Source organism: Aerococcus sp. Group 1, from assembly GCF_000193205.1.
In the GTDB taxonomy this organism is placed as follows: Bacteria; Bacillota; Bacilli; order Lactobacillales; family Aerococcaceae; genus Aerococcus; species Aerococcus urinae_A.
Genome location: NC_015278.1, coordinates 130409 through 146574, shown reverse-complemented (window position 1 = coordinate 146574; position 16166 = coordinate 130409). Strand labels below are relative to the sequence as shown.

Annotated in this window: 16 protein-coding genes and 1 pseudogene; 2 read left to right on the top strand and 15 right to left on the bottom strand. The window is 37.0% G+C overall.

Annotated elements, in window-relative coordinates; all coding sequences use genetic code 11:
• Nucleotides 1-18: 18 nt before the first annotated feature.
• The 11 genes and pseudogenes from HMPREF9243_RS00690 to HMPREF9243_RS00640 form a co-directional block, all read right to left on the bottom strand.
• A complete protein-coding gene (locus tag HMPREF9243_RS00690; protein WP_013669225.1) occupies nt 19-882 on the bottom strand; it encodes a VirB6/TrbL-like conjugal transfer protein, CD1112 family in 864 nt (287 codons plus the stop codon).
• A gap of 10 nt (nt 883-892) precedes the next feature.
• The gene (locus tag HMPREF9243_RS00685; RefSeq protein ID WP_012797151.1) at nt 893-1108 is read right to left on the bottom strand and encodes a Maff2 family mobile element protein; all 216 of its coding nucleotides are present in this window, start codon (nt 1106-1108) and stop codon (nt 893-895) included.
• Nucleotide 1109: 1 nt separating this feature from the next.
• The gene (locus HMPREF9243_RS00680; RefSeq protein WP_013669752.1) at nt 1110-1421 is read right to left on the bottom strand and encodes a single-stranded DNA-binding protein; all 312 of its coding nucleotides are present in this window, start codon (nt 1419-1421) and stop codon (nt 1110-1112) included.
• 190 nt (nt 1422-1611) lie between these two features.
• A complete protein-coding gene (locus HMPREF9243_RS00675; RefSeq protein ID WP_013669586.1) occupies nt 1612-1887 on the bottom strand; it encodes a hypothetical protein in 276 nt (91 codons plus the stop codon).
• 18 nt (nt 1888-1905) lie between these two features.
• The gene (locus HMPREF9243_RS00670) at nt 1906-3702 is read right to left on the bottom strand and encodes a VirD4-like conjugal transfer protein, CD1115 family (RefSeq protein ID WP_013668677.1); all 1797 of its coding nucleotides are present in this window, start codon (nt 3700-3702) and stop codon (nt 1906-1908) included.
• Nucleotides 3695-4429, bottom strand: coding sequence for a phage antirepressor KilAC domain-containing protein (locus HMPREF9243_RS00665; protein WP_013669210.1), 735 nt, complete (start codon nt 4427-4429; stop codon nt 3695-3697). The genes HMPREF9243_RS00670 and HMPREF9243_RS00665 overlap by 8 nt, the downstream gene beginning before the upstream one ends.
• The gene (locus HMPREF9243_RS00660) at nt 4426-4911 is read right to left on the bottom strand and encodes a PcfB family protein (RefSeq protein ID WP_013668461.1); all 486 of its coding nucleotides are present in this window, start codon (nt 4909-4911) and stop codon (nt 4426-4428) included. The genes HMPREF9243_RS00665 and HMPREF9243_RS00660 overlap by 4 nt, the downstream gene beginning before the upstream one ends.
• Nucleotides 4904-5731: an ATP-binding protein gene (locus HMPREF9243_RS00655; protein ID WP_013669455.1), complete on the bottom strand. Its 828-nt coding sequence runs from the start codon at nt 5729-5731 to the stop codon at nt 4904-4906. Before HMPREF9243_RS00655 ends, HMPREF9243_RS00660 begins: the two co-directional genes overlap by 8 nt.
• A pseudogene (locus HMPREF9243_RS00650) lies at nt 5728-6501 on the bottom strand (replication initiator protein A). The gene HMPREF9243_RS00655 and the pseudogene HMPREF9243_RS00650 overlap by 4 nt, the downstream one beginning before the upstream one ends.
• Before the next feature lie 158 nt (nt 6502-6659).
• Nucleotides 6660-7448, bottom strand: a complete 789-nt coding sequence (locus HMPREF9243_RS00645; protein ID WP_013669921.1) for a type I restriction-modification system subunit M N-terminal domain-containing protein — start codon at nt 7446-7448, stop codon at nt 6660-6662.
• A 150-nt stretch (nt 7449-7598) separates the two neighbouring features.
• A complete protein-coding gene (locus tag HMPREF9243_RS00640; RefSeq protein WP_013669213.1) occupies nt 7599-9704 on the bottom strand; it encodes a DUF262 domain-containing protein in 2106 nt (701 codons plus the stop codon).
• Nucleotides 9705-10002: 298 nt separating this feature from the next.
• On the opposite strand from HMPREF9243_RS00640, the gene HMPREF9243_RS00635 reads away from it, so the two are divergent.
• On the top strand, nt 10003-10686 hold the full coding sequence (locus HMPREF9243_RS00635; RefSeq protein ID WP_013669219.1) for a DUF6287 domain-containing protein: 684 nt from the start codon (nt 10003-10005) through the stop codon (nt 10684-10686).
• Between the two features lie 108 nt (nt 10687-10794).
• Here the strand turns inward: HMPREF9243_RS00635 and HMPREF9243_RS00630 are convergent, their stop codons facing one another.
• From HMPREF9243_RS00630 to HMPREF9243_RS00615, 4 genes are read right to left on the bottom strand one after another with little or no spacing between them, the layout of a single operon-like run.
• On the bottom strand, nt 10795-11808 hold the full coding sequence (locus tag HMPREF9243_RS00630; RefSeq protein WP_013668572.1) for a uroporphyrinogen decarboxylase family protein: 1014 nt from the start codon (nt 11806-11808) through the stop codon (nt 10795-10797).
• A 35-nt stretch (nt 11809-11843) separates the two neighbouring features.
• Complete coding sequence (locus tag HMPREF9243_RS00625; RefSeq protein WP_013669554.1) at nt 11844-12503, bottom strand: methionine ABC transporter permease; 660 nt, start codon at nt 12501-12503, stop codon at nt 11844-11846.
• 1 nt (nt 12504) lies between these two features.
• Nucleotides 12505-13476, bottom strand: coding sequence for a methionine ABC transporter ATP-binding protein (locus tag HMPREF9243_RS00620; RefSeq protein WP_013668981.1), 972 nt, complete (start codon nt 13474-13476; stop codon nt 12505-12507).
• A 1-nt stretch (nt 13477) separates the two neighbouring features.
• Nucleotides 13478-14275, bottom strand: a complete 798-nt coding sequence (locus HMPREF9243_RS00615) for a MetQ/NlpA family ABC transporter substrate-binding protein (RefSeq protein ID WP_013668601.1) — start codon at nt 14273-14275, stop codon at nt 13478-13480.
• Between the two features lie 680 nt (nt 14276-14955).
• Here HMPREF9243_RS00615 and HMPREF9243_RS00610 point away from each other — a divergent pair.
• Nucleotides 14956-16128, top strand: a complete 1173-nt coding sequence (locus HMPREF9243_RS00610) for a DUF6287 domain-containing protein (RefSeq protein WP_013668815.1) — start codon at nt 14956-14958, stop codon at nt 16126-16128.
• Nucleotides 16129-16166: the final 38 nt, after the last annotated feature.

The window sequence follows — 16166 nt, the reverse complement described above, 5'->3', positions numbered from 1 at the left end:
TTTTAACATTTATTCCTCCTAGTGCGTATTCATAATACTTTTTGCAACTGTTCCACTCTTAAACATCATAAGTCCAAGTAGTAGAGCATATCCTAATATACTAAACAAGCTTGCGTGAATATCTGTAATCTGTACCGTTCTAATTAAAACGGTGTAGATACCTAAACATATCATCAAAAACAAACCTTGTAGTCCCAAGGCAAAAAGTCCCTTGATATAATTTGTTCCAATCTGACCCCATTCTTTATTTCCCATAGTCGCAAATGGTATGGATGATACTGATGAGTAGACATATATTTCAAACATACGCCCATATACTATTAAGGTAATAGTTAAAGATATACATTGAATTGCAATCCTCACTAGGCTTGTTTCAACTAGTATCATTAAAAGCTCACCTATTTCTTTTTCTTTTAATGCATCAACCATTGCAACTATCTGATCTCCTGAAACAGTGGCAGAAGTAGTAATTACCCCTGCCGCTTTGTTTACAAGATTTTGTGCCACATCAAAGACTGCCATTGAAAATTCAAAGGCATGGCTTGCAAGGTAGACTGCTATAAACATCTTTATAATGTATTTGAAAAACTCAAAAGTATCTGTATCGTGCATATTATTCTTCTGCATAACCATATTTATGAGTTCAATACATAAAACTGCTGTTATGATAAGACCTGCTATTGGAACAATCACATTATCATTAATGTTTTTTATGAAGTTATATACTTCTCCATTCCAACCCATTGGTGTTTTCCCAACATCAGTTGCAATAACTCCTACCTTGTCATTTATATCTAAGACCATGGACTCAAGATTTGCTTTGATACCTCCGAGTAGCATATCCTTAAAAAATTCAGTTAGCTTGTCAAAGATACCAAACATAGACTTTCTCCTAATTTAAAACATTTGCAAGTAGTGGAATTAATTTAATACCGATTAGTACAATTCCTCCACCAGCCATAAGCTGCTTAATACCTTGAGATTTAGCACCAGGGTTATCATTACCATAACCTTCCATTAAGTTAATAACTCCCCATGCTCCTAAACCTGCACCAATTGCAGTTACAAGTGTCTTTAAAACTCCAACTCCAGCTGTAAAAAATTCCATATTATTCCTCCTCGTTTTCTTGTCTTTTTTCTATTTTGTTTAGTGATTTAACTATAAAGTTCTTGTAGATCTTATCTCCTTTTTTGTTTTCTTTGAAATATCCAAAGACATGGATTAGATCTCCTTTTTCAAATTCTTTTACAATTTCTACCTTTTCTCCATATACTGAGCAATTTGTATATTCTTTGCCCTTTCCATAATTTTTTACAAGAGCAAAATTTGCTACTTGAACACTTTCTCCATCTTTTTCAAATTCTGAAAATTCAGCTTCTTTAACTAAATTTGCATTAATATTTATCATTTCTCTATCCATTAATTTCTTCTCCTTAATCTAAAAATTTCAATTAAAAAAGCGACTGAACTTATAATTCAATCGCTAAATGCCTTATATATTAAATTGTTTTAAGTGGGACTTCTTATCCTTACCATCTTAACCTCCTAATTTTGAGTATAAAAATAGACGATAGAGTTTTTAATTTCTATCGCCTATCAACACTTTATTTCTAGTCTTCTAAAATGGATACTTCAAGGTCTATCGCTTTAAATGTAACATTTATTCCTACTTCGCCCTCTACTGTTTTTTCAAATAGCTCAGCTATATCATATGGGGACATATCATATATATTTTCATACCATTCATTGCTTTCATCGTACATTGTCTCACATATTGCTTCAATATAATTTTTCTTATCCCTTGTGAGTTCTGTATCACTTTCCATAATAAATTGCTCACCATTTATATTTAATATAATTAAAGATGATTTTCTATTTTCACACATTTTGCTTTCTCCATAAACTCAAATATTTAACCTATTTATTTTATAACTTGATTTTAACTTTACCTTATCTCTATTTGTTAAATACTCTTCCACATCAAATAAATTCTTCTTATCATAATCTTCCAATAACTTGTAATTCTTATGCTTTGTAATATCGAATTTATCTGACAAGAAAGGTCTTACTCCTCTTAGTTGGTATATACACTTACCGCCATCCATTACAGTTATTTCATCTTGGCTCATAAGTTCCTTGCCAGTCTTTTGATAATTTAGTCCAAAAGATTTTTGGTTGGATCTTGTTTCTGATGTGTTATATAAGTCTATGGTTTCTTTTCCTAAGGTTTCTGATAATTCTTTTACTGTTGTTTTTTCTTTTCCTCCCAAAAAGAGTGTAGAGTCACAGTTACCAACTATTGTATCTGCATGGTCTTTGTAAATTGCTTTTAATTGAGATTGTGCTTGTAATATTATGCTTGCTGATATTTCTCTTGAACGAATTGTCGCAATCAGTTTTTCAAATTTAGGAATCAAACCAATATTTGCAAACTCATCAAGTAGACATCTTACATGAACTGGAAGTCTTCCACCATACACATCATCTGCCTTATCACATAGTAGGTTAAATAATTGAGAATACATTATTGAGACTACAAAGTTAAAAGTATCATCAGTATCTGATATTATTACGAATAAAGCAGTTTTTCTATCTCCAATTTTATCGAGTTCTAATTCATCTTCACTCATTAGCTCTCTAAGCTCTCTTATATCAAAAGGTGCAAGTCTTGCTCCACAAGATATTAGAATTGACTTGGCAGTTTTTCCTGCTGCCAGCTTATATTTCTTATATTGCTTAACTGCAAAATGACTTGGATCTTTCTTTTCAAGTGCCTCAAAGAGCCTATCAATTGGATTCATATAAGTTTCGTCATCTTCTCTAACTTCACTTGCATCAATCATATCCAAAAGTGTCTTAAAGTTCTTTTCTTCTTCAGGTGCTTCATAATATATATAACCGATAAGGGCAGTGTAATATAACTTCTCAGCCTTTACCCAGAAATCTTCTCCTGCCTTTTCTCCATCTCCCTTGGTGTTGGCAATAATTGTTTGAACAAGCTTTAAAATATCTTTTTCACTTCTCAAATAGGCAAATGGATTGTATTTCATAGATTTTTTAAAGTTTATTGTGTTTAAAATCTTTATGTCGTATCCATTTTCATAAAGCATTTTCCCACACTCTAACACAAGCGTGCCTTTAGGGTCTGTTACTACATAGGAAGAGTGCATTTGCATTAGATTTGGCTTTACATAAAATCTTGTTTTACCTGATCCAGAACCACCTATTACTAATACATTTTTATTTCTAGCGTATTTAGGGTTTTTAGGTCTTGAGTTCATTGTAAGTCTTTCAGTATTAGTTATAAGAACATTGTTTTCAAACTTAGGGTCAATGTATGGAGCAATATCCTTACTTTCTCCCCATCTTGCAGATCCATACTCTTTACCTTGCCTATATTTCTTTTTGTTTTTACCTTTGCTATAAACAATTAGCTTAACAAGACCAGCAACTGAAATACCTACTAACAAGTCCCTTGGATTAAGGCTTGGTATATAAGATAAAGTTCTTATATCAGAAATTCCCACCATTATTCTATCAATAATATCTCCTCCTACATAAGAATTAATGTGCTTAGAAAAGATATTTCCAATGTAGAAGAATGATAGATAAGGAATGTTTACTAATATAAATTTCTTTGGGTTGTCTATTTTAATTAAATTTTTAATATCAGAAAGAATGGCTTCTAATATCTTATTCATCGTAGAAACCTTCACTATCTAATAAAATTAGTAGGTAGTGTCTGCCCTTTGGTGTTATAAATGTTTGTATGCCTACAAGTGTACCTAGTGGATCAACCCATTCTTTTACTTCAAAATATCCCTTATTCCTATCTGCATAAGGTAATAGCTTCTTTTTCTTATCTCTGTAAATTAACCCCTTATCCATTAAAAAACTTATAAATTGATTTTGTGGTATTCCTAACTCTTTGGCAGTATTTCTAAAGTTTGTAAGTAGGTTATAATCTACTAATTTGTCATAATAATCTGCCTTTGGTCTTAATTCTTCAATTTCTTCTTCTCTTTCGGCAATAATTCTATTGGCTACAAGAATTGCATCTGCAAGTAGCTCTTCGTTAGTTTTCTTTTCTTGCCCTACTATATATCCTCCATTTTTTCTAATACTTGGTAAGACTTCTCTAGTTACCCAAGCTTTGAATATTTTTGCTTGTGGTAGTTTTGATGAGAGGATAAGTGAATACAATCCTGACTCATTAATTATTGAAATATTCTGTATTCCTCCAGGGGTGTTCCATTTCGTTACACCCTTATCTTCTTCATCTACATGGTCATAAACAGCTTTTCTTGGATTAACATATCCTAACATAGTTGCTACTTCATTAGCTATAAAGAAAAACTCACCGTCTTTTTCTATAACAGTGAGTTTCCCAAAATTCTTATTTTCAAATGTTTTTAAATTACTTATCATAAGCTTTGCTCCTTATGTTTATTTTTAACTTTATCTTTGCTAGTGGTATCCTTAGCCATATCTTTAAACTTATTTATTGTCTTCGTTATTGAATCTTTTCTATCGGCCTTTCTTTCAGAAGCCTTAACTGCTTTTTTAAAGGCATGTTCCATTACCTTTATATCCTTAGATTGAAAAAACACAGAGTGGTTTCCAGTTTCCTTATCTTTCATAACAGAAAACTTCACTCCGTGTTTATTTAAAATTTTCTTTAATTCTTTTAACTCAGGATCTTTTAGATTAATTTCTTCTAACTGTCCCTTTTTAACCATATCTTTTAGCTTTACTTCTTCTCCGTTATTTTTTATTACATTTTTCAAGCCTCCTTGTTCCTCTATTTGCTTGTGTACTTTCTTTAAGGCATCAAGAATTGCTTTACTTGTTGCTTTTGCAAGCCTTACTTCAAGATTAAGACTCGACCTAGATACTTCTTCATTAATCATCTATTCCACCTCCATATAAAAGTAATTCTTTGTATTTTCTTAACTTCTCTTGATGGATTTTTCTTCTAAAATCTTCTCCCGTAACTTTAACTGGTATTGTCATTTCAAGTATTCTTGAATATATCCTCTGATACTCAAGGTCAATATTAGGATTTTGAATAATTTCCAATGATAAGTTTGTAGTAAAAATTGTCGGCCTACCCTTTAAGTATCTTGAGTTTATAATGTTATATACTTGCTCTCTTGCATAAGATGTATCTCTTTCAATTCCAAGGTCATCTAAGATTAACAAAGGAATATTAGAGAGGTTATTGATAATTTCATTTGAATCTAGCTTAAATGCTGATTTTTGTATTTGGTTTATAACCTGAGATAAATTCATAATCTTAACTTTAATTTGTTTTCTTTCGATTAATTCATTTGCAATAGAACAAGCGAGATAAGTTTTTCCACTACCAACATCTCCATAAAATAAAAGTCCAACATTGTCTTTTTTCATTTGTTCAAAACTTTTAGCATAATTGTAAGCAACCTTGTAAGCTTGACCTTTTTCATTTAAGTATTTCTCAAAAATATATTGGTGTTGGAGCGGCGATGAGAAGCAATCTCTTTTCAATGATGATATTTTCATCAGTCTTTCTCTTTCTTCATTTTCCTTATCTCTTTTTATTTCACATTCGCATTTAATTCTTGGAATAAACTTTGTAAATCCAAGGTCAAGTAATTCTCCATCGACTCTTTTACCGCATACCTTGCAATAGATATGCCCATTTCTTTCAATATCATTTTCTCTTAATACAAAATCTTTTAAACTTGTCATAAACTCTCTCCTATATCGTAATTCATTTTCCTTGTTGTATTATCATTAATGTTTTTCGCCTGATCATTAAGATACCAATTGATTATCGTTGCCTTGTGGTCTTGATACTCTCTGTTATTTGCTTTCATATATGATGACAACCTATCAATGTATTCATTAATTCTACTTCCTAACTCATTTGTTAAGTCCTTGTATTCTTCATCAGTCAAAAATATATTTTTATATATTCCATAAGGTTTTTGCCCTTTACTAAAATCATTATTTCTTAACTCATTATTACTAATATTGTTATAGTTACCTTCCGATTTTCGAAAATCTTGACTTTCGATATTCGAATCTCTTGAATTTCGATTATCGAACTTCTGGAATTTTGTTTTTCGAACTTCTTGATTTTTTAATTCCATATTATTAAATATGCTCATAAAATCTTTAACATAAATTCTGTTAGGCTTTCCAAGTCCTTGTCTTTTCTTTTCAATAAGTCCTATTCCTGATTTAATATCAAGTTCAGCTATTAATTTATTTGCTTTTTCACTCGCACAATTAAATTGATCTTTTATACTTTCAATTGTGTAGTAAATAAAGACTTTTCCATCTTCATCTATTCAGCCATTTTTATAAGAAATACCCATTCGATTAAGCATATATGAATACAAAACTTTAGCTTCAATAGAAATGCTCTCAAAAATCTCATCTTCCATTAATACCATAGGTAACCTAATGAAGTTATACATTTCAGATTGCCTATTATAAAAATAATCAAAATTCATCCTTACCTCCTTTCTTTGAAATAAAAAAGACGACAGAATTATTACTTTCTATCGTCTGAGATTTGCATATTAAATTTTCATAACAAAATAAGACTCTTTAAAGAATCCTTAGTTTTATTGGTATGCTATTTACAATACCCATTGTTAAAATGGATACTCTAAGCAGCACACCAACTATTTATTTTTTGAGTTTTAAACTTTGGTAGAAGTCTTGAACTCCTTATATTTACATAACTATTTGCCTCTATCACTATTATGACACGAAACCCCATGGTTGGGTCATAAGCCGTCAATCCTAGCTTGTCTTCTTTTCCTTGGATAGCAATCCGGGTCATTAATTCTGAGACGGGTTGGGGCGTATAGAATTCTCCCGCTTTCTTCCCGGATTCAGAGGCAAACTGACCCAGTAAGAATTCATAGGCATCCCCTAAGAGGTCCGCATTTTTAGCAAAGTTCAGTCCCGCTAATTCCTTCATCACCGCTGTAATGGTTTGGTTACGTTTCTGAGGTGTTGGGCCCAAGCGGCGCGACATGAGGTCCACGTCTTCAAATAAGTTCTCGAAATCAGGATGGGACCGTTCAATATCACGGAAACCCTGAGCTAACTCTTCCAGCATAAAGTTATTATCATTAATCTTTTCCATAAACTTGGTAAAGGTAAAGTCAGGATGAATGGTGTAAGAATAGGTGTATCTTAATTCATTAAGGAGATCTTCACCGTCCTCTTCATCATAATAAGTTTCCTCGTATAGGGCTTGCGCTTGGTTAAGGTCGACAAAGTCTTCCCCCATCAAATCACAGGTCTTTTCTAATAGTTGGTCGGATAGAAACTTATAGAAAATAATTCCTAAGGTATAGTTCTTATATTCGTTGGCATCCATCTTTGAACGCAGCACATTCGCCGAATTCCATAGAGCCTGTTGAATGGTCGTTACTTGTTCAGACATTAATAGTCACTCCACCTTCAAATAATAAAAAAGTTTTTAATTCTAATTATACTGTAAACCAGTAAAAAACCCAAAAGATCCTTGACTAGCTTTAAGCTTTCACTAAATCAAAAAAGGCTTTGACCATCGTCTCAGCCTTTATTTTCAATTTTATCGCTTATTTTTAGGCGGACGTACGTCTACCTGCAATTCACTGTATTCAATGTCATAAATATCGAAAAGATGGCGAATAATGTTCATCTTATTCCAATTATTAATGCCCGTATCAATATAGATATCTTTAGTGACCTGATTACGCCATTCACCTTCACTCGTTGACAAACGCGTTTGCCAGCCCCGTGATTTTTGTTCCTCTGCTATTTGATAAAGGGTTTGATAGTCCAGATAAGCAAGTTCTTGTAAAACTTCAATCAACAAGGTTTTCCAATTTTTGACCGGCCGATATTCCTGGTCCCGAAAGATATAGCCTTTAATCTGATAGCTATTAAAATCTTTTTCCCCGTCATAAGTTTCTAATCCATCTTGGCTCTCCGTTTTAATTTCAAAATCAACGTCCGGATAGGGCCATACTTCCAAGGCTTTATCCGCTAAGAGACGTGTTCTTTCCTTAATGGTTTCTTCATTCCAATGGTCCACTTCCCTAGGCAAGGCATTAAGGTATACGAAATGGCTCTCATTAAAGCCTTTGTCCATGGTCTTCTTGGTTTGAAAGGACTTGTTACTATATTTGGAATTATAACCAGTGATAGTTAAATTGCCTAAACGATTTAGGTAACTTTCATGAATCGCCTCATAGTTAGGACCTAGTTCATTTATCCAAGTTTTACTTAACTTTTGTGGCATGATATGCTCAATCGAATAATTTCCTTCCTCTATCCCTTGATAAATATTCAAAATCTCATGATGATTATAATTTTCTAATCGCTCAAAGAGATAAGTCCGATAATTAGGGCGAATATTATAGAAATCCCTCATCCGTAAGTCAGGTAAGACTTCTTCATCTTTAGGGAAGGCTATATTTTTCGACTTATTAACCAGTAAAGCGCCTAGAACTTCGACTTTTTCTACGGATTGGCCTTCTTCTTTAGCCTGCTTATAGATCCGTTGAAAATCACGGTATAAGGAAGAATAGAATTTATTAAATAGGTTTGTTGAGGATTTAATGATAATGTGACGAGCAGTAAAGGATTCGATCAGTTCTAACATAGCAACCGCCTCATCCTCCAATAGTTCTCCCTTATTATAGGCCAGGATCAATGACATCAAGAAAGGCCGCATTACTGTTAGATCGATTTGACTAAGGCGGAATAGAATATCATCAATGGCATGGTGTCCTGTATTGGCTGATACCACTTCCTGAAAGGCATAGGAATAATCATTAATTTCTTTAAAAAATCTTTCCTTGTCCGTGAAATTATTCTCATAAAACCTTTTGAAATCTTCATATAAGCGCGATTTAACTGGATACTTGCCTTGCTTAATGGCCATGTAATACCAGAAAAATAAGCTTAAATCATATTGGGTCCGTTTTTCTATTGGATGCCAGTAAGTGATAAAATAACGATTTTGGTCTTCCTGGTTTTCATTCATTAAGAGGAAATTCCGTATCTTATCCGCTTCAGTAAGATCCACTCCAGTTGAGTTAAGGCTTTCGAAAATTAATTGAGCATCATCATCCGGCGAACTCAAATTAACCCCCATCACTTCAAGCCTGGAAATCACTTGTATCAGATCAACAATAGACAGCGACGTTTGCTCTACTTGTTGGTAAAAATAATTATAATTGTCCAGCACATTGGTATTACCAACATCAACTGCCCGCTCTGCATGTTTGGGATCTGTCAGTAATAATTTATAAATTTTATCGTCTTCAATATTCAGCCGTAATTTATATTTATCAGCTTCATTAGACAAGCGGTTCACCAAGTATTCATCACGGATATTCTCACTCGTGAAGGACCCCTCACTGACATTGTTATCGTCCATCCAATTACACAAAGCTAGAAATAGTAAAGAAACCGTAGTAATCCGCTGTTGACCGTCAATAACAATGGTTTCATCTATCAGGGTGCCTGGTTTTACAACAATGGACCCGAAGAAATGGGTCCGGCGTCCTTCCTCATGAATACTCATCAAATCGGAAAATAAACGTTTACAGTTATCTAACTTCCAATCATAGTTACGTTGGTAAACAGGGATAATGATCTTTGAAGACCGTTTCAGAAAGTTAGCTAAATTTTGAATACTACCGTCCATAAATACACCTAATTCCTTTAAAAACTTTAACTCTTTTAAGTATAACAAAGAATAAGGCTAATTTAGTGATTGCGGTAGTGTTGTTTTATTTTTTACTTTAAAAAATATTAAATCGCTCAATGCTTTCTATTTTTAATAATTTATCAATTATCCTATGTTTATCATTCTATTAAAGACAAATTCACCCCAATCCCCTTGACAAATCCATTCTAACCGGATTTAATTAAAGAAAGTGTTTTCATTGTATTTTATAACGAGACAATCAACTATCAAACAATATCTTAATGGAGGAAATAATATGAAGAAACGACCACAAGGATTCCTATATCTAACCGCCCTACTTGCCTTATTCCTTGTCGGCTGCCAAAACAATCCTGACCAAGCCACTGACACCAGCGAAAGCCAGGAATCGGTAAGTTCTGAATCCAGTTCAGAAAAAGAAGAAGCCAAGGAAAAAGAATCCAACAAAGAAGAGTCTGAGAGCAAACAAGAGGAGGAAAAAGCAGAAAAAGCTGCCAAGGAAGAAAAGGCTGAAAGTGAAAGCCAAGCGGAAGAGACTGAATCTGAAAGCTCAGCCAATGAGTCCACCGCCACAAGTCTTGAGGATCAGACGACTGATTCTGACCAGCAAGGTATTGATATCGATCAAATCCAAGCAGGGGATTTTTCCACTCTGGTAGGAACTTGGCGTAATGGTCGCGGACAGGAATTTGTCATTCATGAAGACGGCTATGTCGAGCCCCACAGCTTCATCAATTTGGATGGTAGCAAAAGGGAAGGTCAATTTTTAGTGGCAGATCTTAGAGCCACAGATGGTTATATTGGTGGAGCAGCCTTTTACATTATTCCGGCAGGAGTAGAAGTTTATAACTCTATGGATCACCTAGTTGATGCCTCAGATAAAAGCCGTGACCGCTTGCTTGGAGGACACACTTATGACATGATCGAATACCCAAATGAATTCTTTTATCGTGTAGACTAAACCTAAAATTTCAACTCACAAAAAGGCACAGCAATCCCTTCAATGACTAGCGGACTGCTGTGCCTTTTAAATTCTACATCATTTTTATCTATAAACACCAACAAACCACTAAGCCTCAGTCCTTAAATTAAAAACGCGGTCAGTTTCCGCCTTGACTTTCTTGATATAGTAAATCAGCTCAGGGTCAAAGAAGCTATTGGTCCCACAAGAGGGGCTAAGTAATAAGCGTTGCCCCTGGGTGGCTTTGTAGATTTGGTAGATTTGATCACGGATGAGGTTCCGGTTGAAGTCGTTGAAGCTAAAGCGGTCAACCCCACAATTCAGGACGAAATCGCTATACCGGAAGACTTCCTCTACGCTGGGTAAGGACTCAAAGGCATGCCAGTTAAAGACTTGGATGGGATAATCCTTGATCAGGTCAAACATAATATTAGTCCCATGGGCATGGAAGCTGTTAAACCAACCCGCCTTGGAAGCTTCTAATATCTTTAAGTCATAGGGTTTACCAAATTCTAAGTATTCTTCCTCCGTTACCCGGTCATAGCGAATAAACTGAGAAGCCAGGTAGACGCCAGCGGCTCCCAAGTCCAAGGCTGCCTGAACATATTGGACTTGGACATTGGTCAAGTTTTCCAGCGTTTGATGAATGAGCTCCTTTTCTTCACTCCGGATAAATTCGACCGCCCGACCCTGGGTCAACTTATCCAGAATCGTCAGCGGACTGAAGGAAATCACCGTAACCGGCACCTGGTCACCAAGAAGATCTAATAGGTAAGTCAGCGATTTTAACTCGCGCTGGTAGCTGGCTGTACTAATATCGAGGTTATGGGGTAGCTTTTTTAAATCTCCTGGCTGGTTATAAGGGGTCTTAACCACTCTGGATACGCCTCCTTTATAAACCGGCGAATGGTCCACCTCATCCACATAGTCCTCCACCGTAAACAGCCCGTTACTGCTGTGACCAGCATAATCCAGGTCATATTGCTTAACTTTTTCTGCCAGCGCTTGAGCATATTTTACCGGATCATGGTCGACTTGAGGCAGGTGTGACTTAAAGGAAAAGGGAACATAGTCAGTGACTTCTTTATTAATAACTTTTCTGATTAATTCAATTTTACTCATCTTTGTTTTCTCCATTATATTCATTTTACAGGGGGCTATCTTAGAGACTGTTTATAGAGGTAGTTGCCAACAAATTGGGCACAGTGAACCAGGAGGATAATTACGAGGATGGTCCCGTACATAATGACTGAGTCAAAGCTATTGTAGCCATAGTTAATGGCCACTGACCCCAGTCCTCCAGCGCCAACCGTTCCGGCAGCTGAAGTCGTCCCGATAATTCCAATAATGGCCACGGTTAAGTTCACAATCACCAGGGGCGCCGCTTCCACTAAGACGACTTCCTTCATGATTTGGTAGTCACTGGCGCCAAATGAGCGGATGGCCTCAATTAAGGATCGCCCGACCTCACGGAAGGAATTCTCTAATAGGCGTGCCACGGTTGCGGTTCCACTGATGGTTAAGGGCACCAAGGCTGCTGTGCGCCCGATAACCCCGCCAACAATGCTTCGGGTTAAGGGGATGACAGCCACGACCAGGATAATGAAGGGAAAGGACCGGACAATATTAATGAAGGCATCCAAAATGCCATAAATAAGAGCATTGGGTCGCAGCCCTTCCTTATCGGTATAATACAAGGCCACCGCGATGATAAAACCTAAGGCGGTCGATAAAATCATGGTAAAAAACACCATATAAGCCGTGTCAAAAACCGATGGCCCTAAAATTGCTGATAATTTTATTAAGCTCGCTTCCATCTTATTCCCTCCATTCAATCTGATGGTCTTTCAAATAGGCTTCCACAAGTGGTCGGTGCTGGGCAGCGACCTGAATTTTAAAATAAGCGGTAGTTCGGTCATTAATTTCCTCATAATGGGCGTCCTCAATCGTGTAAGGAATTTGTAAGTCGGAAAAAATTCGCGATAAGAGGTCCTTTTGCTGGTCAACATCAGGGAGAACCAACTTAAAGGCAAAGTGCCCAGCTTCCACTTGGGGTTCGGTCTCGGCTTCAAGTCCCATTAAGCGCCTTAAAGCGGGTGGTTGGTCAAGGAATAGATCCACCGTATTCCCTGCGGCAACAATCTTGCCATTTTCTAGAATGGCGACTTTATTGCAGATCTTTTTCACCACTTCAATTTCATGGGTGACCACGATAATGGTTAGCTTCAATTTTTGGTTGATCTTCTGTAAGAGGTCAATGATTGACCGGGTAATTGAGGGGTCCAGAGCGGAAGTGGCTTCGTCAGAGAGGAGAAGCTTAGGGTTCAAGGACAAAGCTCTAGCAATACCTACCCGCTGTTTTTGGCCACCGGATAGCTTGCTGGGATAGGCGTCTGCCTTGGCCGACATATCCACTAAGTCTAATAAACTCTGGATCCGCTGGTCATTCTCTTCAATATTCCATAATTTTAAGGGCAGGGCGACATTGTCACGGACCGTTTTGCGATTAATTAACTCAAATTGCTGGAAAATCATGCCAATTTCTTTTTGCAGGTATCTAAGAGAATTGCCTGATAAGCTTTGAATATCCTCACCGAGGACTTGAATAGATCCCGCATCAAAACTTTCCAAACCGTTGATGCAGCGCAGCAAGGTCGACTTGCCGGCCCCACTCTTGCCAACTAGGCCATAGATATCCCCTTCATTGATAGTCAGGTTAATATCCGATAAGACTTCAAAATTTCCATAGAACTTGCGCAAATGTTTGATTTCTACTAAAGGCTCAGTCATCTTAATCACCTGTATAAGGGAACCAGGTCCCGCCGCTGACCTCTTTGACCAGTTCGACGGATTCCTTGGATTCAAAGGCGTCATGGATAATCTTGACCGCCTCTTTATCTTGGTTACCATCCTTGGTGGCTAGGATAAGGGCATTGGCCTTTAAATCTTTGGGTTCAAATTTATACAGGGCATCTTCGGTCTTAAAGCCGGCCTTATTTGCTGCTAGACCACAGAAAACCGCAATATCCACTTCATCCAGGGACTCGATCAAGGTCCCGCCACCTAATTCCACAAATTCCAGATTTTTCGGATTAGAGGTCACATCGAGCGGCGTTAGTGTTTCCCCTTTAGGAATATCTTGTTTGACTTCAATTAATTTGGCCTGCTCTAAGACACGGAGGGCTCGTTGAATATTTGAGGCATCATTTTGAATAGCTACTTTGGCCCCATCAGGAAGCTCATCCAGGGATTTATACTTTCTACTGTAAACACCAATAAATTGTTCAAAGAGAGGCTTTCCGGCTTTGACTAAGCTCGCACCACGGTCTTTATTAAATTGATTCATATAAGCTTCATGTTGCATGATATTGACATCGACTGACCCATCCATCAGGCCTTCATTACTTGCAATAGTACTCTCTGCAACAGACAGTTCCAGCTTGTAGCCTTTTTCATTCAAGGCTTGTTCAACGTATTTAACCATTCCTGCACTCTGTCCGCTAACACCGAGAACTACCTTCTTCTCTTCTTGTTGGTGAGAAAAATATAGAAAACCCGCAGCAACTAGGGCGATAGCAACAAGTGACAAAACAATTTTTTCATAGATTTACCTCCAAAGGTCATTCGTTTTATCTCTATCCAAGAAAAATACGGGCACTGGGCTCGTCAGTTTCTCTTCAAGGATTTATTTAATAACTAGGCAGTTATTAGTTTGGAAGTTTAGCATAATCTTTCTTGGTCTAGCAATACGACCAAGATACCCATTCACTATCAGTTATAATCGGCGCTTTAGGTCTTTTGCTATTAAGGAGTTAAAAATGCATTTGCCCTATTGGCTTTATTGCTAAAAAAGGCGTCAATTCAGCTTTTTCAACTTAAGGTGGTGTTTGATCGACAGCTTCAATCAGAAAAAGCTTTCCCGTAAACGATCAATAGTAATCATTTACTTCTTGTTATGGATAAATGGCTTAGTCGAAAAAAATAGCCAGCTCGTAAATATAAGCTGGCTGGTCTTAGATAGTATGGAAATAAAATATAATGTCTTTTATTACTCACTTATATCAGTAGTGGAAAATATTTTGATTAATCGCCTGATTTTATAATCCAGATCTTTGCAATAATCATAGCAAAACATCCTCTCTAAACTCCCCCAAATCCCCTTGACAAAGGCATCCCCAAGGTCTTTAATTAAGGAAAGGGTTTTCAATGCATAAGATGATAGGATTAACCATCCTAATACTTGTCAAATTTTAACCTTAGGGAGGACATATGAAGAAAATCAATTTACCAAAAACCACCATGCTAGCACGAATCCACCAACAAAAGCGATCTCTCCTCGCTTTATCCGTCTTAGTCAGCCTATTTGTAGTCGGCTGCCAAAAAGACAGTAACCAGTCAACAGCCACTTCCCAAAGCCAAGAGGCAGTGACTTCTGAAGCTAGCTCAGAAAAAGCGGACAGTAAAGAAAAAGAAGGGCATCAAGACGATAAGGCTGAAAAGCCCGAAAGTAAAACACCAGAGCAAGTCCATCAACTCTACCAAGCCACTCTCGATTGGTATCAAGAAATCGTTAACCTGGCCAAGAACCATGACATCCAAAAAGCGACTATCGAAGACCCTGAAACTTCTTACGTGGCTTTTATTATTAATGATTCCAATGGGGAAAACATCCAATATGCTTTTTATGACATCAATAAGGATGGCCAAGATGAATTAATCTTACGAGACCAGTATACCATTATTGCCATCTATACCCTGCAAGGCGATAAACCCATACTGGCCAAGGAGGGTGGCGTTGCGGGTTCTGGTGGCGAACGTCGGCTCCTTACTCTCTATGACAACGGTAGCTTTGTCTTCAACACTTTCCACTCCCCAAGTCCCGATGCCCAGGCGACCAATTATCGCATCACTAAGGATGGGCAAGTCGAAGAAGTTAAGAAAGTGGCCTACGACTTACAAGAGACCAAGGACCCTGCCCCCTTACTGGGCCTAGAAAATGACAAAAAACTGGATATCGACTCTTTGCCTTGGCAAAAATTAGCACCAAAAGCCAGCCAACCTAGCTCAACAGCCGCCAGTGAGCCGGCGCCCTCTGCTAGCCATCAGGGCGTAGACATCAAGCAAATCCAAGCAGGAGATCTGTCTACACTAGCAGGAACTTGGCGTAATGGTCTGGGTGAGGAGATGACTATTGGCCAAAACGGCCAAGTAAGTACTGGAGAAATCGTACAGACGACGACTGCAAGAATTGAAGGGCAAATTTTATGGGCCAACCTGCTCGCTGGTTCATTTGGGTCTGGCTTAATCGTTGCTCCTGCAGGCAGTCAGATTGTCTTCCATCAATATACTGATGCCTCGGATCAAAGCCGTGACCGTCTCATCGTGACACAGGATATGGGTTATATTGAATCCCCCGAAAGATTTTATTACCGGGTCGATTAAAGTCTACCTCTTCCAATAAAAACTAAAAAAAGACACAG